General features: G+C 41.4%; 9 protein-coding genes. 5 read left to right on the forward strand and 4 right to left on the reverse strand.

All coding sequences use genetic code 11. The annotated features are described in order from the left end of the window. Nucleotides 1–27: 27 nt before the first annotated feature. From Xvie_RS17735 to Xvie_RS17745, 3 genes are all read left to right on the forward strand, one after another. Entirely contained in the window at nt 28–2,784 is a 2,757-nt protein-coding gene (locus tag Xvie_RS17735; protein ID WP_244175714.1) for an RHS repeat protein, read from the forward strand. 579 nt (nt 2,785–3,363) lie between these two features. Continuing rightward, on the forward strand, nt 3,364–3,864 hold the full coding sequence (locus Xvie_RS17740; RefSeq protein ID WP_086110501.1) for a hypothetical protein: 501 nt from the start codon (nt 3,364–3,366) through the stop codon (nt 3,862–3,864). An 11-nt stretch (nt 3,865–3,875) separates the two neighbouring features. Further along, entirely contained in the window at nt 3,876–4,178 is a 303-nt protein-coding gene (locus tag Xvie_RS17745; protein ID WP_086110502.1) for a hypothetical protein, read from the forward strand. A gap of 235 nt (nt 4,179–4,413) precedes the next feature. On the opposite strand, the gene fmt is transcribed toward Xvie_RS17745, so the two are convergent. From fmt to Xvie_RS17760, 3 genes are all read right to left on the reverse strand, one after another. Next, nucleotides 4,414–5,337, reverse strand: a complete 924-nt coding sequence (gene fmt, locus Xvie_RS17750; RefSeq protein ID WP_086110503.1) for a methionyl-tRNA formyltransferase — start codon at nt 5,335–5,337, stop codon at nt 4,414–4,416. A gap of 155 nt (nt 5,338–5,492) precedes the next feature. Further along, the gene (gene leuB / locus Xvie_RS17755; protein WP_086110504.1) at nt 5,493–6,572 is read right to left on the reverse strand and encodes a 3-isopropylmalate dehydrogenase; all 1,080 of its coding nucleotides are present in this window, start codon (nt 6,570–6,572) and stop codon (nt 5,493–5,495) included. Nucleotides 6,573–6,720: 148 nt separating this feature from the next. After that, on the reverse strand, nt 6,721–8,424 hold the full coding sequence (locus tag Xvie_RS17760) for a 2-isopropylmalate synthase (protein WP_086110505.1): 1,704 nt from the start codon (nt 8,422–8,424) through the stop codon (nt 6,721–6,723). A 446-nt stretch (nt 8,425–8,870) separates the two neighbouring features. Between Xvie_RS17760 and leuC the strand changes: the two genes are divergently transcribed. Then, complete coding sequence (gene leuC, locus Xvie_RS17765; RefSeq protein WP_086110506.1) at nt 8,871–10,274, forward strand: 3-isopropylmalate dehydratase large subunit; 1,404 nt, start codon at nt 8,871–8,873, stop codon at nt 10,272–10,274. Continuing rightward, nucleotides 10,271–10,870 carry a 3-isopropylmalate dehydratase small subunit gene (leuD, locus tag Xvie_RS17770; protein ID WP_086110507.1) on the forward strand — a complete coding sequence of 200 codons (600 nt, stop codon included), beginning with the start codon at nt 10,271–10,273 and terminating at the stop codon, nt 10,868–10,870. Before leuC ends, leuD begins: the two co-directional genes overlap by 4 nt. 312 nt (nt 10,871–11,182) lie before the next feature. Here the strand turns inward: leuD and Xvie_RS17775 are convergent, their stop codons facing one another. Continuing rightward, nucleotides 11,183–17,071: a non-ribosomal peptide synthetase gene (locus Xvie_RS17775; RefSeq protein ID WP_208612614.1), complete on the reverse strand. Its 5,889-nt coding sequence runs from the start codon at nt 17,069–17,071 to the stop codon at nt 11,183–11,185. Nucleotides 17,072–17,165: the final 94 nt, after the last annotated feature.

Consider the following 17,165-nt stretch of genomic DNA (forward strand, 5'->3'; position numbering starts at 1 on the left):
CGATTAAAACCAGAGGAGAGAATGACGATGTATTCAACAGAAATACATAAACGAACCCCATCGGTTACTGTCGTCAATAATCGGAAACTAACTATCCGGGATATCCAGTACCGACGCCGCCCTGATGTGCCACAAACCACAGAAGAGTTAATTACTCGTCATCAATATAATCACCTTGGTTTTCTGGCACAAAGTACCGATCCGCGCCTGTATGAACGGCAGCAAACAGACCGCACCAGTAAACCCAATCTCACTATCCTGACTTCACTGACGGGAAAAACACAACATACTGATAGTGTAGACGCCGGTATCACCATTAATTTACAGGATATCGCAGATCGTCCGGTATTGACGGTCTCTGCTGTCGGTACCCAGTATGCCCTTACCCAGACCCGGCAGTACGAAGAATCAACACTTCCCGGACGGCTCCTGAGCATTACCGAAAGCACCGCAGACAATAAAACCAAAATAACTGAACGTCTTGTCTGGGCCGATGGTACGAAAAACAATAAGGCATACAATCTGGCCGGCCTTTGCGTACGCCATTATGATACTGCCGGTGTAAACCGTACGGACAGCGTGGCTCTGAACGGTACACTGCTATCCGTGACACGGCAGCTTCTGCCCGATGATATACCCGCGGACTGGGAAGGTGACAATGTATCAGCGTGGGATGCCCAACTGGTCTCCACACGTTACACTACACAGACAATTGCGGATGCGACTGGTGCAGTACTGACCACCATTGATGCGTCGGGGAATCAGCAGCGCGTAGCCTATGATGTAGCCGGTCTGCTGAAAAGCAGCTGGCTGGCGCTGAAAGGAAAGCAGGAGCAGATTATCGTGAAATCTCTGACTTACTCCGCAGCCGGACAAAAGCTGCGTGAAGAGCACGGTAATGGTGTGGTAACCACCTACAGCTATGAGCCGCAGACACAGCGTCTGATCGGTATTAAAACCGAGCGGCCTGTCGGCCATGCTGCTGGCGCGAAAGTATTGCAGGATCTGCGCTATGAATATGATCCAGTAGGAAATATTGTAAAAATCATCAACGACGCAGAAGCCACACGTTTCTGGCGCAACCAAAAAGTGGTGCCGGAGAACACCTATACATACGATAGCCTGTACCAACTGGTCTCTGCCACCGGGCGTGAGATGGCGAACCTGCCCCAACAGAGCAGCACTTTACCTTCCGCCATGATCCCCCTTCCGTCAGACGATAGCACCTTTACTGCTTACACCCGTACTTACGCTTATGATACAGGTGGCAATCTGACACAAATACGCCATTCAGCTCCGGCCACGGGTAACAATTACACTACCCGTATCACGGTCTCGAACCGCAGTAATCGGGCGGTGCTGAGTTCGTTGACGGAAGATGCAACAAAAGTGGATGCCCTATTTACGGCAGGTGGACATCAGAATCAGCTTCAACCGGGACAGAACCTGCTCTGGACACCACGCGGCGAATTGCTGAAGGTGGCGTTGGTCACCCGTGAGGGACAGCCCTCTGATAATGAAATATACCGCTATGGTGCGGACAGCCAGCGCGTTATCAAAACAACCACGCAGCTAACGGGTGGCAACATACAGACACAGAACACACTATATCTGCCGGGACTTGAACTGCGCACAACGAAAAATGGTGAAACAGAAAAAGAGAAACTGCATGTTATTACGGTGGGAGAAGCTGGTCGATCGCAAGTGCGGGTACTGCACTGGGAGAACGGTAAACCGTCAGAAATCAACATTAATGATCAGGTGCGCTACAACTACGATAACCTTATCGGCAGCAGCGGTCTGGAGGTGGACGGCAGCGGTAACGTTATCAGTCAGGAAGAATACTATCCGTATGGAGGCACAGCAGTATGGACGGCCCGCAACCAGACAGAAGCGAATTACAAAACCCTCAGGTACTCAGGCAAGGAGCGGGATGTAACGGGGTTGTACTACTATGGTTATCGTTATTATCAATCGTGGGCAGGCCGATGGCTGAGTGCCGACCCAGCGGGAACAGTGGATGGTCTGAATTTATTCCGTATGGTGAGTAATAACCCGATATCATTTTTTGATACTGATGGTCGGGAGAAAAAATCAGCAGAGGAAGTTTTTGATGAATATAAAGCAGAACACTTACCAGAAGACAGAGAATTTCCTTTCAGGATGATGGCCGGAATTACTGACAATAAATTATCATTTTCATCACAACAAGCACCTCAGAAAAGCATGGAAAAGATACAAGATATGAAGTTCACATTACGCCATTATACCAGTACAAAAGAAAGTAAACCGCCTTTTGACGAACTATCCACTAATATGGATCTGGTAAAGAAAGGTGTGAAAACATTAAAGCGTTCAAGTGGATCGAATACAAATGACGACGACTGGAACCGATTGGGAAATACAGCCTTTACATTCTACCTTTTGGCTATAGATGGTGAAGTGAGTGATAGAAAATTTTTATCTAACACGACGCACTATACTGAATATGACTTATCTGATACCAAAGAAATTAATAAGCTATTTGGAGAAGGTACAGAGTTTTTTGCTTCACCAGATTTATTGCATCATAAAGACCTTTCTGTGGTAAAAGCAGTGAAGGGTAAATTGACAGACTTAAAGTCACTGCTTATTGCTGTATCGGGTATATCATCTGTACAACTTACTTCATTAAAAAGTAACCCAAAGGAATTGTTAAAGAAAATAGATGAAAAATTTGGAAACTCACTCGAAATAAAAATTCCTGGCAACGTTAAAGTCAAAAAATGGAATAGTAAAAAATAACCCGAACCCGTTTAAACCGTCACTAGGACACACTTTTCCGAATAGAAAATATTCAGTGACGGTTTATTCTTTTTGTTACAGGTCACTTCAAAGCATTAAGCAACAGTAAATGCGGGACTGGCGTAGTCCCACATTTGTTGGCGGTTATTGCAGCTACCCGTTCACTACCCTTATATTGTGAATTTTACAAAATTTTAACCGTCCAAAATATTATAAATTAACAGACGTGTGTTAGTTCAGACTTGCCACGATATTTACCGGTTATTTATACAGTTGTCCGTCAGATTAAATCCGGTTCAGATTTTTTTCTGCTCAGATCCGTTTGCCATCCTGTAACGTGTCCATGGGGGGACGTCCACAGCACATTTTGCCCTGATGGCTTCGTTCATTATTGTAATGCCACAGCCAGTATGATCATTCGGAAGCTGCTGCTCATTGATTTTAAAAAACGAATAAAGCCACTGCACATATCAATTGGTTAATGATTCAACTCTATTGAGAATCTATTTAGATACTATACCTTATAATTGATAATACCAAATTTATTAGCAATATTAATTATGAACTATAGGTGGTATCATGAAAAAAATGTATATGATTCTAGCCATATTTTTTGCTACATATATAGCACTGCCTCATGCTAATGCACAGGTTGACAGGGAAGTTCGTCATACTTATGAATTGTTCAAGCCAGCGTTTTGGAAAACAAAAACTCCCAAATCCATTCCTCTCCCTAAAAAAATTAATCTGACTAAAAGTGGGCTTAAACATGTTGAAGAGAGACATATAGGTTATACTCACCGAGATTGGAGACATAAAAGTAAATGGACAGTTAATAAAGCTGATATTAAAACAATAGCAAGAGACATATTCCGTCATCCAAATAGGATTATTCGTGATGGTCGTAATAATAATTTTATTTACGAAAAAGTGTTAAAAAAAATAGTCGGTATAGATTCAGAAGGTAATAAACTAAAGAAAGCAAGAGTTGTTATCAAAAAAAATGGTGATTTGGTTACAGCTTTTCCAGAGCTTGAATTTAAGAAAGTTGGCTCAAAAGATATAATCTTACGAGGATGAGAATAAATAGTATGGGTCTTGATATACATATTACGACAACTGACGATGAAGTTATTCATATTGTTATGAGTGAAGATTTGCATGGAAGTATTTTTTATACGCCTGAAACAAGATGGAGCAGTGCAAAAAATTTAAGAAAAATAAAAGATTATTACGAAGCTTATTGTGTATTTAAGGATGAAGCCGCTATTTCTTTTCTTGAAGAATTATCTGAAATGGAAAATAGGATTATAGATGGAAAAAATGAATTACGTGAAATACTTGAGAAAGTGAAAGGTAAAAAAATCAGTTCTATTAGAATAACTGGTGATTAATAACTAACTAAAGAACCGGAAGATTTTTTGTGATCTTCCGGCTATTGTTTATGGAGAGAACCTATCTATCGGCTAAGAGTGACAAAGGTTCTGTCGCATTAAGGGTCATCAGGGAGCAACAGACTCCCGCTTTTAGGCACTATAAGGCCGGAAATCTGAGAAGATCCACACCTCATCTCTCAATTCCAGCACAGTGCCAAAAGCTAAGTGGTTGGGATGCGTTCATTATATTCTCCTATTTTACCCATGCAGCATGTCCATTTAAAAAGTCTTGTGCTGACATCAGTTTTTTGCCTTGTGGTTGCAATTGGGTAATTTTAACCGCATTTTTTCCGGTAGCGATCACGATCCCAGTTTTATCCGCCGATAAAATTGTACCTGGCTCACCTTGTTGGGCGACAACTTCACCTTGGTGGATTTTAACTATGTTTCCTTTCATTTGGGTAAAGCACAGAGGCCAAGGATTAAAAGCGCGAATGTTGCGTGTAATTTGCTCAGCATCTAGTTGCCAGTTAATGTTGGCCTCTTCTTTAGAAAGTTTCTTTGCATATGTAGCGAGCGTATCATCTTGTTTTGTTGCAACGGCTTTTCCCTGAGCTAATTGCGCTAAGGTATCTAACATGGCTTGTATCCCAAGCTCAGCTAATTTGGCAAATAAACTGGCTGAGGTTTCATTACTAGCGATGGGACAAGTAGTAATATTGAGGATATCACCTGTGTCTAAACCTTCATCCATTTGCATTATGGTCACCCCAGACTTGTCATCACCAGCACAAATTGTACGTTGGATTGGAGCTGCTCCACGCCATTTTGGGAGGATAGAGCCATGGATATTAATGCATCCTAAACGTGGCGTTGCTAATACAGCTTTTGGCAGCAATAAACCATAGGCCACTACGACCATGATATCGGCATTTAATTCAGCTAAAATGGTTTGTTCATGCTCTGATTTTAGCGAGACAGGTTGGTAAACATCAATATTATGGTTGAGCGCTAATTCTTTTACTTCACTCGCTTTAAGTTTTTTGCCTCGTCCAGCGGGGCGGTCAGCTCGGGTATATACCGCAACAACCTCGTGCTCTGAATTGATGAGTGCTTCTAAGTGTTGCGCTGCAAAATATGGCGTGCCTGCAAATACGATACGTAAAGACTGTCTCATTTAAGCTTCCTAATTAGTTATAGTGCAAGCGATTTCTAAATTCGTATTAAATGGCGGCAATTTTATGTGCCGCCCAAGATTTGTTTTATTAAGGTTTGAGCCATAGGGGACTCTTGTGAATGAATGCGATAACGTTGAAATCAGGCATTTTTCTATTACGAAATCCTATCCGCAATCGCTTGTGCAACATCCATTGTTTTATAACTGGAGCCCGGAATAATATCAGGGGTGCCAATACCCAAGCCAATTGTTTCTGTAACCGCATTTTCTATTGTTCGGGCTGCTTCCTCCTGTTTCAAGGAGTATCGCAGCATCAGAGCTGTGCTTAAAATCTGGGCTACGGGATTGGCTATCCCTTGACCAGCAATATCTGGAGCAGAACCGCCTGCGGGTTCAAATAAACCAAATCCTGTTTGATTGATGCTCGCAGAAGGTAATAATCCCATAGATCCGGTGATCATGGCACATTCATCAGACAAAATATCGCCAAACAGATTGTCACAGAGCAGCACATCGAATTGATAGGGGTTTTTGACTAGCTGCATGGCTGCATTATCTATATAAATATGTTCTAGCTCAATATCTGGATAATCTCTCGCCACTTCAGTGACAACTTCACGCCACAAAATACTTGAAGCCAGAACATTTGCCTTATCAACGGAAGTGACTTTTTTACGCCTTATTTGCGCTGACTGGAAAGCTATCCGAGCTATTCGTGTAATTTCTTTTCGAGAATAGGTTTGGGTGTCAAATGCAAATTCGTTTTCACCTGTAGCTTTTCTTCCTCTTTCGCCAAAATATATTCCCCCGGTTAATTCCCTCACACACAATATATCAAATCCTTGTGCACTGATATCGGCTCGTAATGGAGAAGCTGAATGTAACGAAGGGAGTAGTTTTGCTGGGCGCAAATTACAAAATAGTTGAAAATGTTTTCTTAATATCAGTAAGGAGCCCCGTTCGGGCTGTTCAGCAGGAGGCAAATGCGCCCACTTCGGACCGCCGACTGAGCCAAACAAAATTGCATCTGATTGTTCACACGCTTGTAGTGTCTTTTTAGGCAATGCTGTACCAAATTGATCTATTGCTGCCCCACCAATAGCGTGATGCTGTTTTTTAATAGAAAAACCATATAATTGTGAAACATTTTCTAAAACGAGTTCTGCCGCTTGCATTACCTCAGGACCAATTCCATCTCCGGCTAATATAGCGATATTATAATTTTTGTCAGACATTTAATCTTCCTAACCAACTTTAAGTTTGAGAATACTTTTTATTTAAACGGAACTAATTACCTGTTCATTGTTCAACGCGTTCATTAAAAAATAGAATAGAAAAAGCATACATAGATAAATTAGTTGAAATTTTCTGCTATGTTAATGATTAGTGGGAAACAATTTGTTCATTGTTCATCTCGCAATATTTATCATACTCTAGCCCTATTTTTAATGATAAATGCGATAATATTGCATTTTCAATAGCAAAGAGTTCGGCTTTTTTTAAAGTATTAGAAATAGCTGCGGTATAGTGTTGAGTACCTTCACATAAGATTTTTAGATAGCATATATATTTATTTTCATGGTTTTTCCCAATATGATGAGAAAACATTGAGATTATCTCAAAGTCTTCATAGAATATTTCTTTAAACTTAGGCGTAATTTCATCGAGATGATTTAATTCATTGTCAGAATTCAAAGAGTCGTTCAGAGCTAATTGTAGTCTTTGATATCTGGTATCATATGAGGCGAAAAAGGCCTTAATTTCTTCACTCATTTTACTTTTTATGTATTGATCGTAAAATAAGGACCATATAAGCTCTTCTGAAATCTCAGCTTCTGTTTTCTCCGTATAATTCTGCACAATACGATAAAAATTAGCTTGAAGCCACTTAGGTAAAATTAGGCCATATTTTTCTTCAAGAATAAATTTTATACCACTTTTACCAGATTGGCTATTAATACGAATGACCTCATCATAAGAGCGTCCTAAATCTTGTGGGTCAATGGATAAATAAGGGCATTCCCAAATATCACCAAATTTATAGTCATTCAAATATTTTTGAATTGAGTATTGGTGTCCACCTGAAAAAGCAGAATATACTAATTCTCCTATATAAGGATGGCGAGGATGAGTTATATTTTCGGTGTGTTTTTCTACAAATTTTGTAGTATCCATTATATTCGATAAATCAAGATATGGATCTATTCCTTGGCTGTACAAATTCATAGCCATAGTAATAATATCCATATTTCCCGCTCTTTCACCAATTCCTAATAGAGTGCCTTCAACACGATCGGCTCCGGCTAAACAGGCGAGTTCTGCTGCAGCAACAGCTGTCCCTCTATCGTTATGTGTGTGTACAGAAATAATTACATTTTCACGTTTATTGATATTATTAATAAATATTTCAACTTGATCAGCGAAAACATTAGGCGTTGCCATTTCTAACGTTGTGGGTAAATTAATCATAACTTTCTGATTTGCATTTTGTAACCAAACTTCAGTTACAGCATTACAAATAGCTATCGAGACGTCAGTTTCCGTGGCACTAAAACTTTCCAATCCGTAAGCAAAAGTCCACTCCGTTTCCGGGTAATTTTTACTTAAATCTACTATTTTTTTCGCCGCATCTTTAGCTAAATTTATTAGGGTAGGAACAGAGTAATTATATACTTTCTCTCTTTGGATTTTTGAAGTGGAATGATATATCTGAATTATGGCTTTTTTAGCTCCTTTTAACGCAGAAAATGTACGTTCAATAAGTTCTTCCTTGGCTTGCGTGATGACTTGAATCACGACGTCATCAGGGATGTATTTTTTTTCAACGAGTGTTCTTGCGAAGTTATAATCGTCTTTTGATGCGGCTGGAAATCCTATTTCAATTTCCTTAAAACCAATTTTTAAAAGTAAATTAAAATATTCTAATTTTTGTTCGACATTCAGTGGATTTTTAAGCGCTTGATTACCATCTCGCAAATCAACACTTCCAAATATAGGAGGTTCTTTAATTGTTTTATTTGGCCATTTTCTGTTTGGGTTAGAGGGGGGAGTAAATGTTTTATATTTTTTATGATTAAATAATGCCATGATTAAGTTAAATCGAAGTGGTATTGTAAATGTTCGCCACTGTACTCATTCTAGAGAACAGAATCAAGTTTCATATGTCTTATTAGTGAAATCGACAGAACTTATTTATCAGTTTGTGATCAGCTCGGCTATTTATACGAGTGGCTGTCAGATTATCGAGCTTAATTCAAGGAGACCAGGTTTTTTCTATTAGCCCTGTATCTTTTACTAATTTCATCTGCTAGCATTATTTATCTATAGTGGCTGCTATATTTGCTTTACTATAAATATAGTTTTTTTGGTTTATCATTTCATTTAAAAAATATACTCTGATGTCATCACTTCTAGAAGTATTTAACTATAAACACTTCGTCCAATTATTTCTAATGAAGTTAGCACAAGGTTGCGTAACTACTAAGATTTCGCTTCGTAGTTGAATCCAAATTATAAATATGGAGAGTAATAAAATGGGGAAAACATTATATGACAAAATATGGAATTCGCACCTTATTGGATCAATCAATGATGAGATGGATTTAATATATATCGACCGCCATTTACTACATGAGGTGACTTCTCCACAAGCATTTAACGGTTTACATGAAAATAACAGAAAAGTACGCAGGCCGGATAAAACATTTGCTACGATGGATCACAATGTGTCAACCAAAGAACGCAAAATATCAGCAGCCAGTAAAGTTGCCCAAAATCAACTTTACACATTAATTAAAAATTGCAAAGACTCTGGGATCCTATTATATGATTTGGACTCGATCGAGCAAGGTATTGTCCATGTCGTAGGGCCGGAACAGGGGTTAACTTTACCAGGGCATACCATAGTCTGCGGTGATAGCCACACTTCAACCCACGGTGCTTTTGGTGCATTGGCGCATGGCATTGGGACTTCTGAAGTAGAACATGTACTCGCGACCCAAACACTACAGCAGAAAAAGGCCAAGTCACTAAAAATTCAAGTTAATGGGATTTTGAAACCAACAGTGACTTCAAAAGATTTAATCTTGGCGATTATCAGCAAGCTTGGTACGGCTGGAGGCACAGGGTATGTTGCTGAGTTTTGTGGTACAGCTATCAAAGCCTTGTCTATGGAAGCGCGCATGACCTTATGTAATATGAGCGTAGAAATGGGCGCCAAAGCAGGTTTAATTGCGCCAGATCAGACCACTTACGATTATCTTGAAGGGCGTCCCTTTGCTCCGAAAGGCGATGATTGGAATAAAGCGGTATCTTATTGGCAGACGTTGAAAACGGATGAAGGGGCAATATTTGATCGTGAGATTGTACTCAATGCCGATGATATAAAACCTCAAATCACTTGGGGGACCAGTCCTGAACAGGTCATCGGGGTAGATGAGGTTATTCCTGATCCGGATAAAGAACCTGATTTGATTAAAGCAGATGCAATTCGAAGAGCTTTAGCTTATATGGATCTTAAACCTAATCAAACCATTGTTGATGTAAAAGTGGATGCTGTATTTATTGGTTCGTGTACCAATAGCCGTATTGAAGATCTTAGAGCTGTAGCAAAAATCGTTGAAGGTAAACAAGTCACTGAAGGTGTTGAAGCTTTAATCGTACCAGGATCTGGCATTGTAAAAAAACAAGCTGAAGAAGAAGGGTTAGCTGATATTTTCAAAGCAGCTGGTTTTGAATGGCGTGAGCCCGGTTGTTCAATGTGTTTGGCCATGAATGACGATAAATTAGAAACAGGTAAACGATGTGCTTCCACCTCAAATCGTAATTTTGAGGGGCGACAAGGACGCGGTGTTCGGACCCATTTAGTGAGTCCAGTTATGGCAGCGGCTGCAGCTTTATATGGTAAATTTGTTGATATTCAAGGTGAGAGTATATGAAAGTTTATCATCATGGCTTATTAGTGCCACTAGATAAGAATAATGTGGATACAGATCAAATTATTCCAAAACAATTTTTAACATCAACCAGCCGCGATGGTTTTGGTAAAGCACTATTTTACGATTGGCGTTATTTAGATGATGATCGAGAAGATCCGGATTTTGTTTTGAATGCAAGTTGTTATCAAGGAGCTTCGATATTACTGGTCCGAGATAATTTTGGTTGTGGCTCTAGTCGTGAACATGCACCCTGGGCGTTAAAGCAATATGGTTTTACTGTAATCTTAGCTGAAAGTTTTGCCGATATATTTTTTAATAACTGCATGAATAATAAAATATTAGCAATCACATTGCCAGAGCGGACGATAGATTCGCTATTTAAGCTTGCGGGCCAATACGTAGATATTAAAATCGAAGTTGATCTTGTGGGGCAGAAATTGTTAAGTGATAAATTTTCGCCCATCAATTTTGATATTAGACCTGATATAAAGCAAAAGCTATTAAGCGGATTAGATTCTATTAGTATCACAGAAACCTATGAGGTTAAGATTAAAGAATTTGAAGATAATTTAGTTAAAACAAAATCTTGGATGTAAGTTTAGCTTCGTCCTTAATAACCCCCTAAGTTCAAATGTGCGGGCAAGGAATCAATATTCATTCTTTGCCCGATAAATCTATTAGTCTGTAGCTATATATTCTAGCCGTCTCCATGACTCTTTACCAAATTGAATGAAAATATTTGTCAGATATATTGCAAAGACGGGGTGAGATGATGGCTTGTGTATGCGGGCAAGAATTTTATTCTTGCCCTCTTCATGATTGAACGTATTAAAATTACATACAATCCATGTGGTGTATTAGCTCGAACTTTAACAGATAAAGTTTAAGCTAAGTTCTCTTATATTTGTTTAAATATCCAATAAAGTGTCTCCTATCAGATCGATTGCTTCTATAATATTATGATGGTTTTTACCTTTAACGGTTATCGTTCTAAGATCTGATTTAATATTTCTGGAAATATTATTATCACTCATATTGAATAGTGTAATAATTCCTGAGTCTTCATTTTCAGGGAAATACTGGCTCTTATCAGAAGCTTTAAATAAAATAACATTGGATTTATTTAAGCACCCACTTAGTGGACTGTTATTAATGCTATCTTCAAATGGAAGAGCTTTAATAACATTATCTATATAACAATTATCAAATCCCATTTCTTTTAAGTTAGTACATATTGTTGCATCGTCCAATCTGTAAGTCTTATTATCTAGTGAGTTATCGTATGTATCAAGTAAGTAAACATTAATATCATTTATTCCTCTTGCTTCAAGCAGATAAGCTATTTCTAAGGCAATATATCCCCCCATTGACCAGCCAAGTAAGTTAACCGGCTGAGAAATTAAGTTGTTTGCCACCATAGCGTCTAAATACAAAGAAGCCAAACTAGATAGTGAACCTATTTTGGTATCGTTAATTAAATTAAAATTATCAATTCCTATACAATTAAAAGCACCGTCAAGTCTAATAACTAATTCATTATAAACTTCACACCCGGCATTTGCTGGATGGATTAAAAAGAGGTTGCGTTTTATTTCTGAAGAAGGGGTAAGAAATCTAATAAAATCTTGATATTCATATTTTACTTGATTATCTATTAATTTTGATATTTGCTCAATAGTTCTTGAAATAAATAAATTTGAAAGAGAGATAGATACATCTGACAATAAATTCATACGATTAACTAATTGCAAAGCAAAAATCGAGTTACCACCAATTTGGAAAAAGTCATCCGCTATTCCGACACATTCAAGACCCAGTACATCCTGCCAAATTAAACACAATTGTTTTTCTAACTCATTGCGTGGTGCTACGTAGTTGTCACTATCCGTCCACTCCGGTTCAGGTAGCGCACGTCGGTCCAGCTTTCCGTTTGTGGTTAACGGTACTGACTCGATTTGAGTAAAAGTTGAAGGCATCATGTAATCGGGCAAACGCGCCGATAATTGCTCAATCAATTGGTCAAGATCAACACGATTACCCTCTGCGGGAACCACATACGCCGCCAGATATTGATGGCTTTGATGTTCACGGGCAATCACTATCGCTTGTTTCACTTGAGGCAACTCACTCAAGGCATTTTCGATCTCACCTAACTCAATACGAAAGCCCCGGATTTTAACCTGAAAATCGTTACGGCCAAGGTATTCCAGATTGCCATCAGACAACCAACGTACCAAGTCACCGGTTTTGTATAAACGGGTATAACCTTTGGCCTTATCGGCTTCAGTCGCAAATGGGTTGTCGATAAAGCGTTCGGCAGTCAAATCGGGACGATTAAGATAACCGCGTGCCAACCCGGCACCGCCAATGTACAGTTCACCCGAAACGCCCATTGGGGCCAGTTGTAGATGATCAGTCAGCACATAGAGTTTGCAATTCTTGATAGCACAACCTATCTCATTGAGATTTCTCTCAGATGTCAGCCGTCCTGCTGCATAAATAGTCGCTTCCGTTGGGCCATAATAGTTATACAACTGATAGTTTTGATTCCAATATAAACAAGACGATTGTTCACATTTTTCACCAGCAAATACGATTGCTTTTAACGAGTTGTGTTTGCGTTTAGGTAACGCAGCCAAAACGACGGGGGGGATAAACATGAAGTTAATTTCATGTTCATCAATATAATGACTCAACTGAACAGTATCTTTTCTACTGTGTTCATTTAACAGATGTAACTCGCCGCCAAAGAGTAAAGTGTTAAATATTTCAGAAACAAATACGTCAAACGTATAGTTACTAAAACATGACACCCTATTACATCCGGTCTGCAAATCGTAGGCTTGAATCATCGCGATGACAGTATTGACGACAGACATGTGCTCAATCAGCACTCCCTTAGGTTTACCCGTCGTTCCTGAAGTATAAATCACATACGCTAAGTCGGTGGAACCGCTAATTGAAGGAAGATTATCCGTTGGTATTCCTTTTGTGGCCTGAATATCATCTACCGTGATCAGCATTGGCTTTTGTGCCAACTCAGTTGTCACTGTTGACAGCGCTTCAACGTGCCGCTGTTGTGTCAACAACAAAGCTGCTTGGGTATCCTCAAGAATAAAACGAATACGTTCTTGCGGATATTCCGGAGAAATCGGCACATAAGCCCCACCGGCTTTGAGTACCGCCAGAATGCTGATAATCATTTCTACACTGCGGTCAAGATACAACGCAATTAACGTGTCCGGTTGCAGCGGTTGGCCTTGACGTTGTTTGTAATCCTGACCGATAGCACTGGCTAACTGATTCGCGCGCTCGTTCAGTTCACGGTAAGTAAGGGCTTCATTTTCAAATACCAACGCAATGTGATCCGGTGTTTTCTCTACTTGCGCTTCAAACAACTGATGCAGTGTCTGATCCTGAGGGTACGGTGCATCGGTCTGATTCCACGTGTGCAACAGCGTATGGCGCTCTTGTGCGGACAATACATCCAACTCCGTTAAGTGTTGATGTGTATCATTCACCCATGCTGTCAGAACACGTTGATACCGTTCAGCCATACGTTCAACACTGGCTTCGTCAAACAGACTGACGGCGAAGTTGAAGGTCCCTGTGATATAAGCCTGATCATCTGACAGAAATAAACTGAGATCATACTTTGCTGGGGTGTAAAGGTCATCGCCAAACGGCACCGGTGTCCATGGCAATGACCCCGCAGTCTCTGCATGATTACCAAAGCTTTGTACACTGAACATCACCTGAAAAATTGGGTGACGAGACATATCACGCTCAACATCCAGCAGATCCACCAATTGTTCAAATGGCATGTCCTGACGTGATTTCGCCTGCGTTACGACGTCATGGGTATGGGCAATTAATCCCTCAACGCTTAAGTCCGGGGTGACCTGAGCTCTCAACGCCAGTGAGTTCACAAACATGCCGAGCAGGGATTGGGTTTGGGCGTGATGACGGTTATCCGTTGGCGTCCCCAATACAATGTCTGTCTGGCCGGACAATTTTGACAGGGTGGCATAGAACGCCGCCAACAACACTGTGTATAACGTGGTTTCTTGTTTTTGCGCCAGCACCCTTAACTGGGCTGACAGTGTTTCGTCTAACGCAAAATTATAATTATTCCCGGTATAGTCTACGTGATTCGGGCGGGGTTTATCCGTGGGTAATAGCAGGAGCTCATAGCCGGACAAGGTATCTTGCCAATAACGACGCTGTTGTTCACCGACTTCGCTTTGCAAATAATCACGCTGCCAGCGTGCGTAATCTCCGTAGGTGATGTCCAACTCAGGTAACGACACCTCGCGCGATTCACCCAGTGACTGATAAACTGACGAAAGCTCTTGTATGAAAACATCAACCGACCAGCCGTCCATTGCGATGTGGTGCCACATTAAGAGCAGGTACGCCTGGTTTGCGATTTGATAGTGACACAAGCGCAAGCTCGGTTCAGCAGTGAGATCAAACGGGGTGGCAATCTCGGCTTTCACGGCTGACAGTAAGGCGTTTTCATCGGCTAAGTCGATGGTTTGGAGAGAAATATCAGTTTCTAATGCCCGCTGATAGCTGTTCCCTTCGGTGTCTGTCTGATACACCGATTTCATGACCGGATGGCGATTAACGACGGTATTGATTGCAGCCATTAAGACAGGCAGTGCCACATCGTCACTTAGCTGCACCAATTGAGGGATATGATACACACTGCTGCCTTGTTCAAAGCGTTCAATGAATAACATCCGCTCTTGCGCAAACGATAATGGATAGCTTTCTAAGTCTTGGTGTGGGATCACTACACAAGTCAACTGCCCCAATTGCACTGCCAGCCCTGCGATGGTTTTGTGGGCAAATAACAACGACAAGGGGACATCAATCTGACATTCACGGCGCATGGCGGCGGTTAATTTAATTGCGCTGATGGAGTCACCGCCAATGCGGAAAAAGTTGTCGTGAATACCCACGCGCTTGAGGCCAAGCACTTCTTGCCAGATTACACACAACTGTTTTTCCAGCGCATTACGGGGGGCTACGTAGTTGTCACTGCCTGTCCATTCCGGCTCTGGCAGGGCACGTCGGTCCAGTTTCCCATTAATGGTTAATGGCATCGATTCAATTTGAGTGAAAGTCGAAGGCACCATGTACTCAGGTAAACGTGCCGATAACCGCTCAATCAATTGGTCAGCATTAACCTGATTGCCATCAACGGGAACCACATACGCCGCCAGATATTGGTGACTTTCACGCTCTCGTTCAATCACCACCGCTTGTTTCACTTGAGGCAACGCATTCAAGGCGCTTTCGATCTCACCTAACTCAATGCGAAAGCCCCGGATTTTAACCTGAAAATCGTTACGGCCGAGGTATTCCAGATTGCCATCAGGCAACCAGCGCACCAAGTCACCGGTTTTATACAAACGAGTGTAGCCTTTGGCTTTATCGGCCTCAGTTGCAAATGGGTTATCAATAAAGCGTTCTGTGGTCAGCTCGGGGCGATTGAGATAACCGCGTGCCAATCCTGCACCACCGATGTATAACTCACCCGATGCACCTATGGGCATCAGTTGCTGGTATTCATCTAATATGTAGACCTTACGAGTATTAATCGGTTTACCCAATGGCACTGAATTTAGGAACCCTTTACTGCAATCGTATGTGGTCGTAAAGGTCGTACTTTCTGTTGGTCCATAACCATTTAGAATATGATTTGGTCTGTTCTCTTGTTGGACAAGGGTTCGTATGATGTCAGCTGTCAGCGCTTCGCCTCCAACCAACAAATAGTTAAGTGATGAGAATAGACCCGAGTCTTGAACATATAACGAGTCAAACAAGGCTCGTGTCAGCCATAAAACACTGACGTTATGAGTTGTTAATAACTTGGCAATCATATCAACGGAGAGATGCTCTTTCGGACTTGGTATGACAAGTTTCGCACCGTAAGTTAATGCCCCCCATAGCTCAAAAGTCGCTGCATCAAAGCAAGGATCGGATAAATGTAAAAATACATCTTGATCCGACAACATGACATAGGCATTACTTTGAATTAAAGAGATAACACCACGTTGCTCAGTCAGTACTCCTTTCGGTTTGCCCGTGGTTCCTGAAGTGTAAATCACATACGCTAAATCGGTTGAACCGCTCATCGCAGGAAGATTGCCCGTTGGCATCCCTGCGGTGACCTGAGTATTATCTGCTGCGATCAGTGTCGGCTTTTGCACCAATCCGGTTGTCACCGTTGACAGCACGTCTAGGTGTCGTTGCTGTGTCAGCAACAACGTTGCCTGGGTATCCTCAAGAATAAAACCGGTACGCTCCGCCGGGTATTCGGGAGAAATGGGCACATAAGCCCCACCGGCTTTTAACACCGCCAGAATGCTGATCACCATTTCTATACTGCGGTCAAAATACAACGCGATTAACGTGTCCGGTTGTAGCGGTTGGTCACTGTTTCGCTCATTGTTCTGACGGATGACGCTGGCCAGCTGATTTGCACGTTCGTTCAGTTCACGATAAGTCAGTGCTTCCCCTTCAAACACCAACGCAATGTGATCCGGGGTTTTCTCTGCCTGTTCTTCAAACAACTGATGCAGCGTCTTATCCCGGGGATACGGCGCATCGGTTTGGTTCCAGGTGTGTAATAAAGTCTGACGCTCCTGATCACTGAGGACACTCACAGACGTGTGGGCTTGTTGTGGGTCATTTGCCGCGCTGTGTAAAATGTGCTCAAGCTGATTGAGCAAACGCCGGGCTTGCGGGGGATTCAGCCAGTCTTCCCCGTAGCCCAGTTTAATCACCAGACTGTCCCCCTGTTCATGGGCCATGACAGAGAGTGGATAATCGACCTTTTCAACGGCTTGCCGGAATGAGACTGCCCCCTCAATACCGGCT

It is taken from the genome of Xenorhabdus vietnamensis, from assembly GCF_002127535.1.
Taxonomy (GTDB): Bacteria; Pseudomonadota; Gammaproteobacteria; order Enterobacterales; family Enterobacteriaceae; genus Xenorhabdus; species Xenorhabdus vietnamensis.

Excerpts from the sequence above, each read along its gene's own strand:
- Xvie_RS17735 (WP_244175714.1), top strand. The coding sequence starts at position 28 with ATGTATTCAACAGAAATACATAAACGAACCCCATCGGTTACTGTCGTC.
- Xvie_RS17740 (WP_086110501.1), top strand. The coding sequence starts at position 3,364 with ATGAAAAAAATGTATATGATTCTAGCCATATTTTTTGCTACATATATA.
- leuC (WP_086110506.1), top strand. The coding sequence starts at position 8,871 with ATGGGGAAAACATTATATGACAAAATATGGAATTCGCACCTTATTGGA.
- fmt (WP_086110503.1), bottom strand. The coding sequence starts at position 5,337 with ATGAGACAGTCTTTACGTATCGTATTTGCAGGCACGCCATATTTTGCA.
- leuB (WP_086110504.1), bottom strand. The coding sequence starts at position 6,572 with ATGTCTGACAAAAATTATAATATCGCTATATTAGCCGGAGATGGAATT.
- leuD (WP_086110507.1), top strand. The coding sequence starts at position 10,271 with ATGAAAGTTTATCATCATGGCTTATTAGTGCCACTAGATAAGAATAAT.
- Xvie_RS17760 (WP_086110505.1), bottom strand. The coding sequence starts at position 8,424 with ATGGCATTATTTAATCATAAAAAATATAAAACATTTACTCCCCCCTCT.
- Xvie_RS17745 (WP_086110502.1), top strand. The coding sequence starts at position 3,876 with ATGGGTCTTGATATACATATTACGACAACTGACGATGAAGTTATTCAT.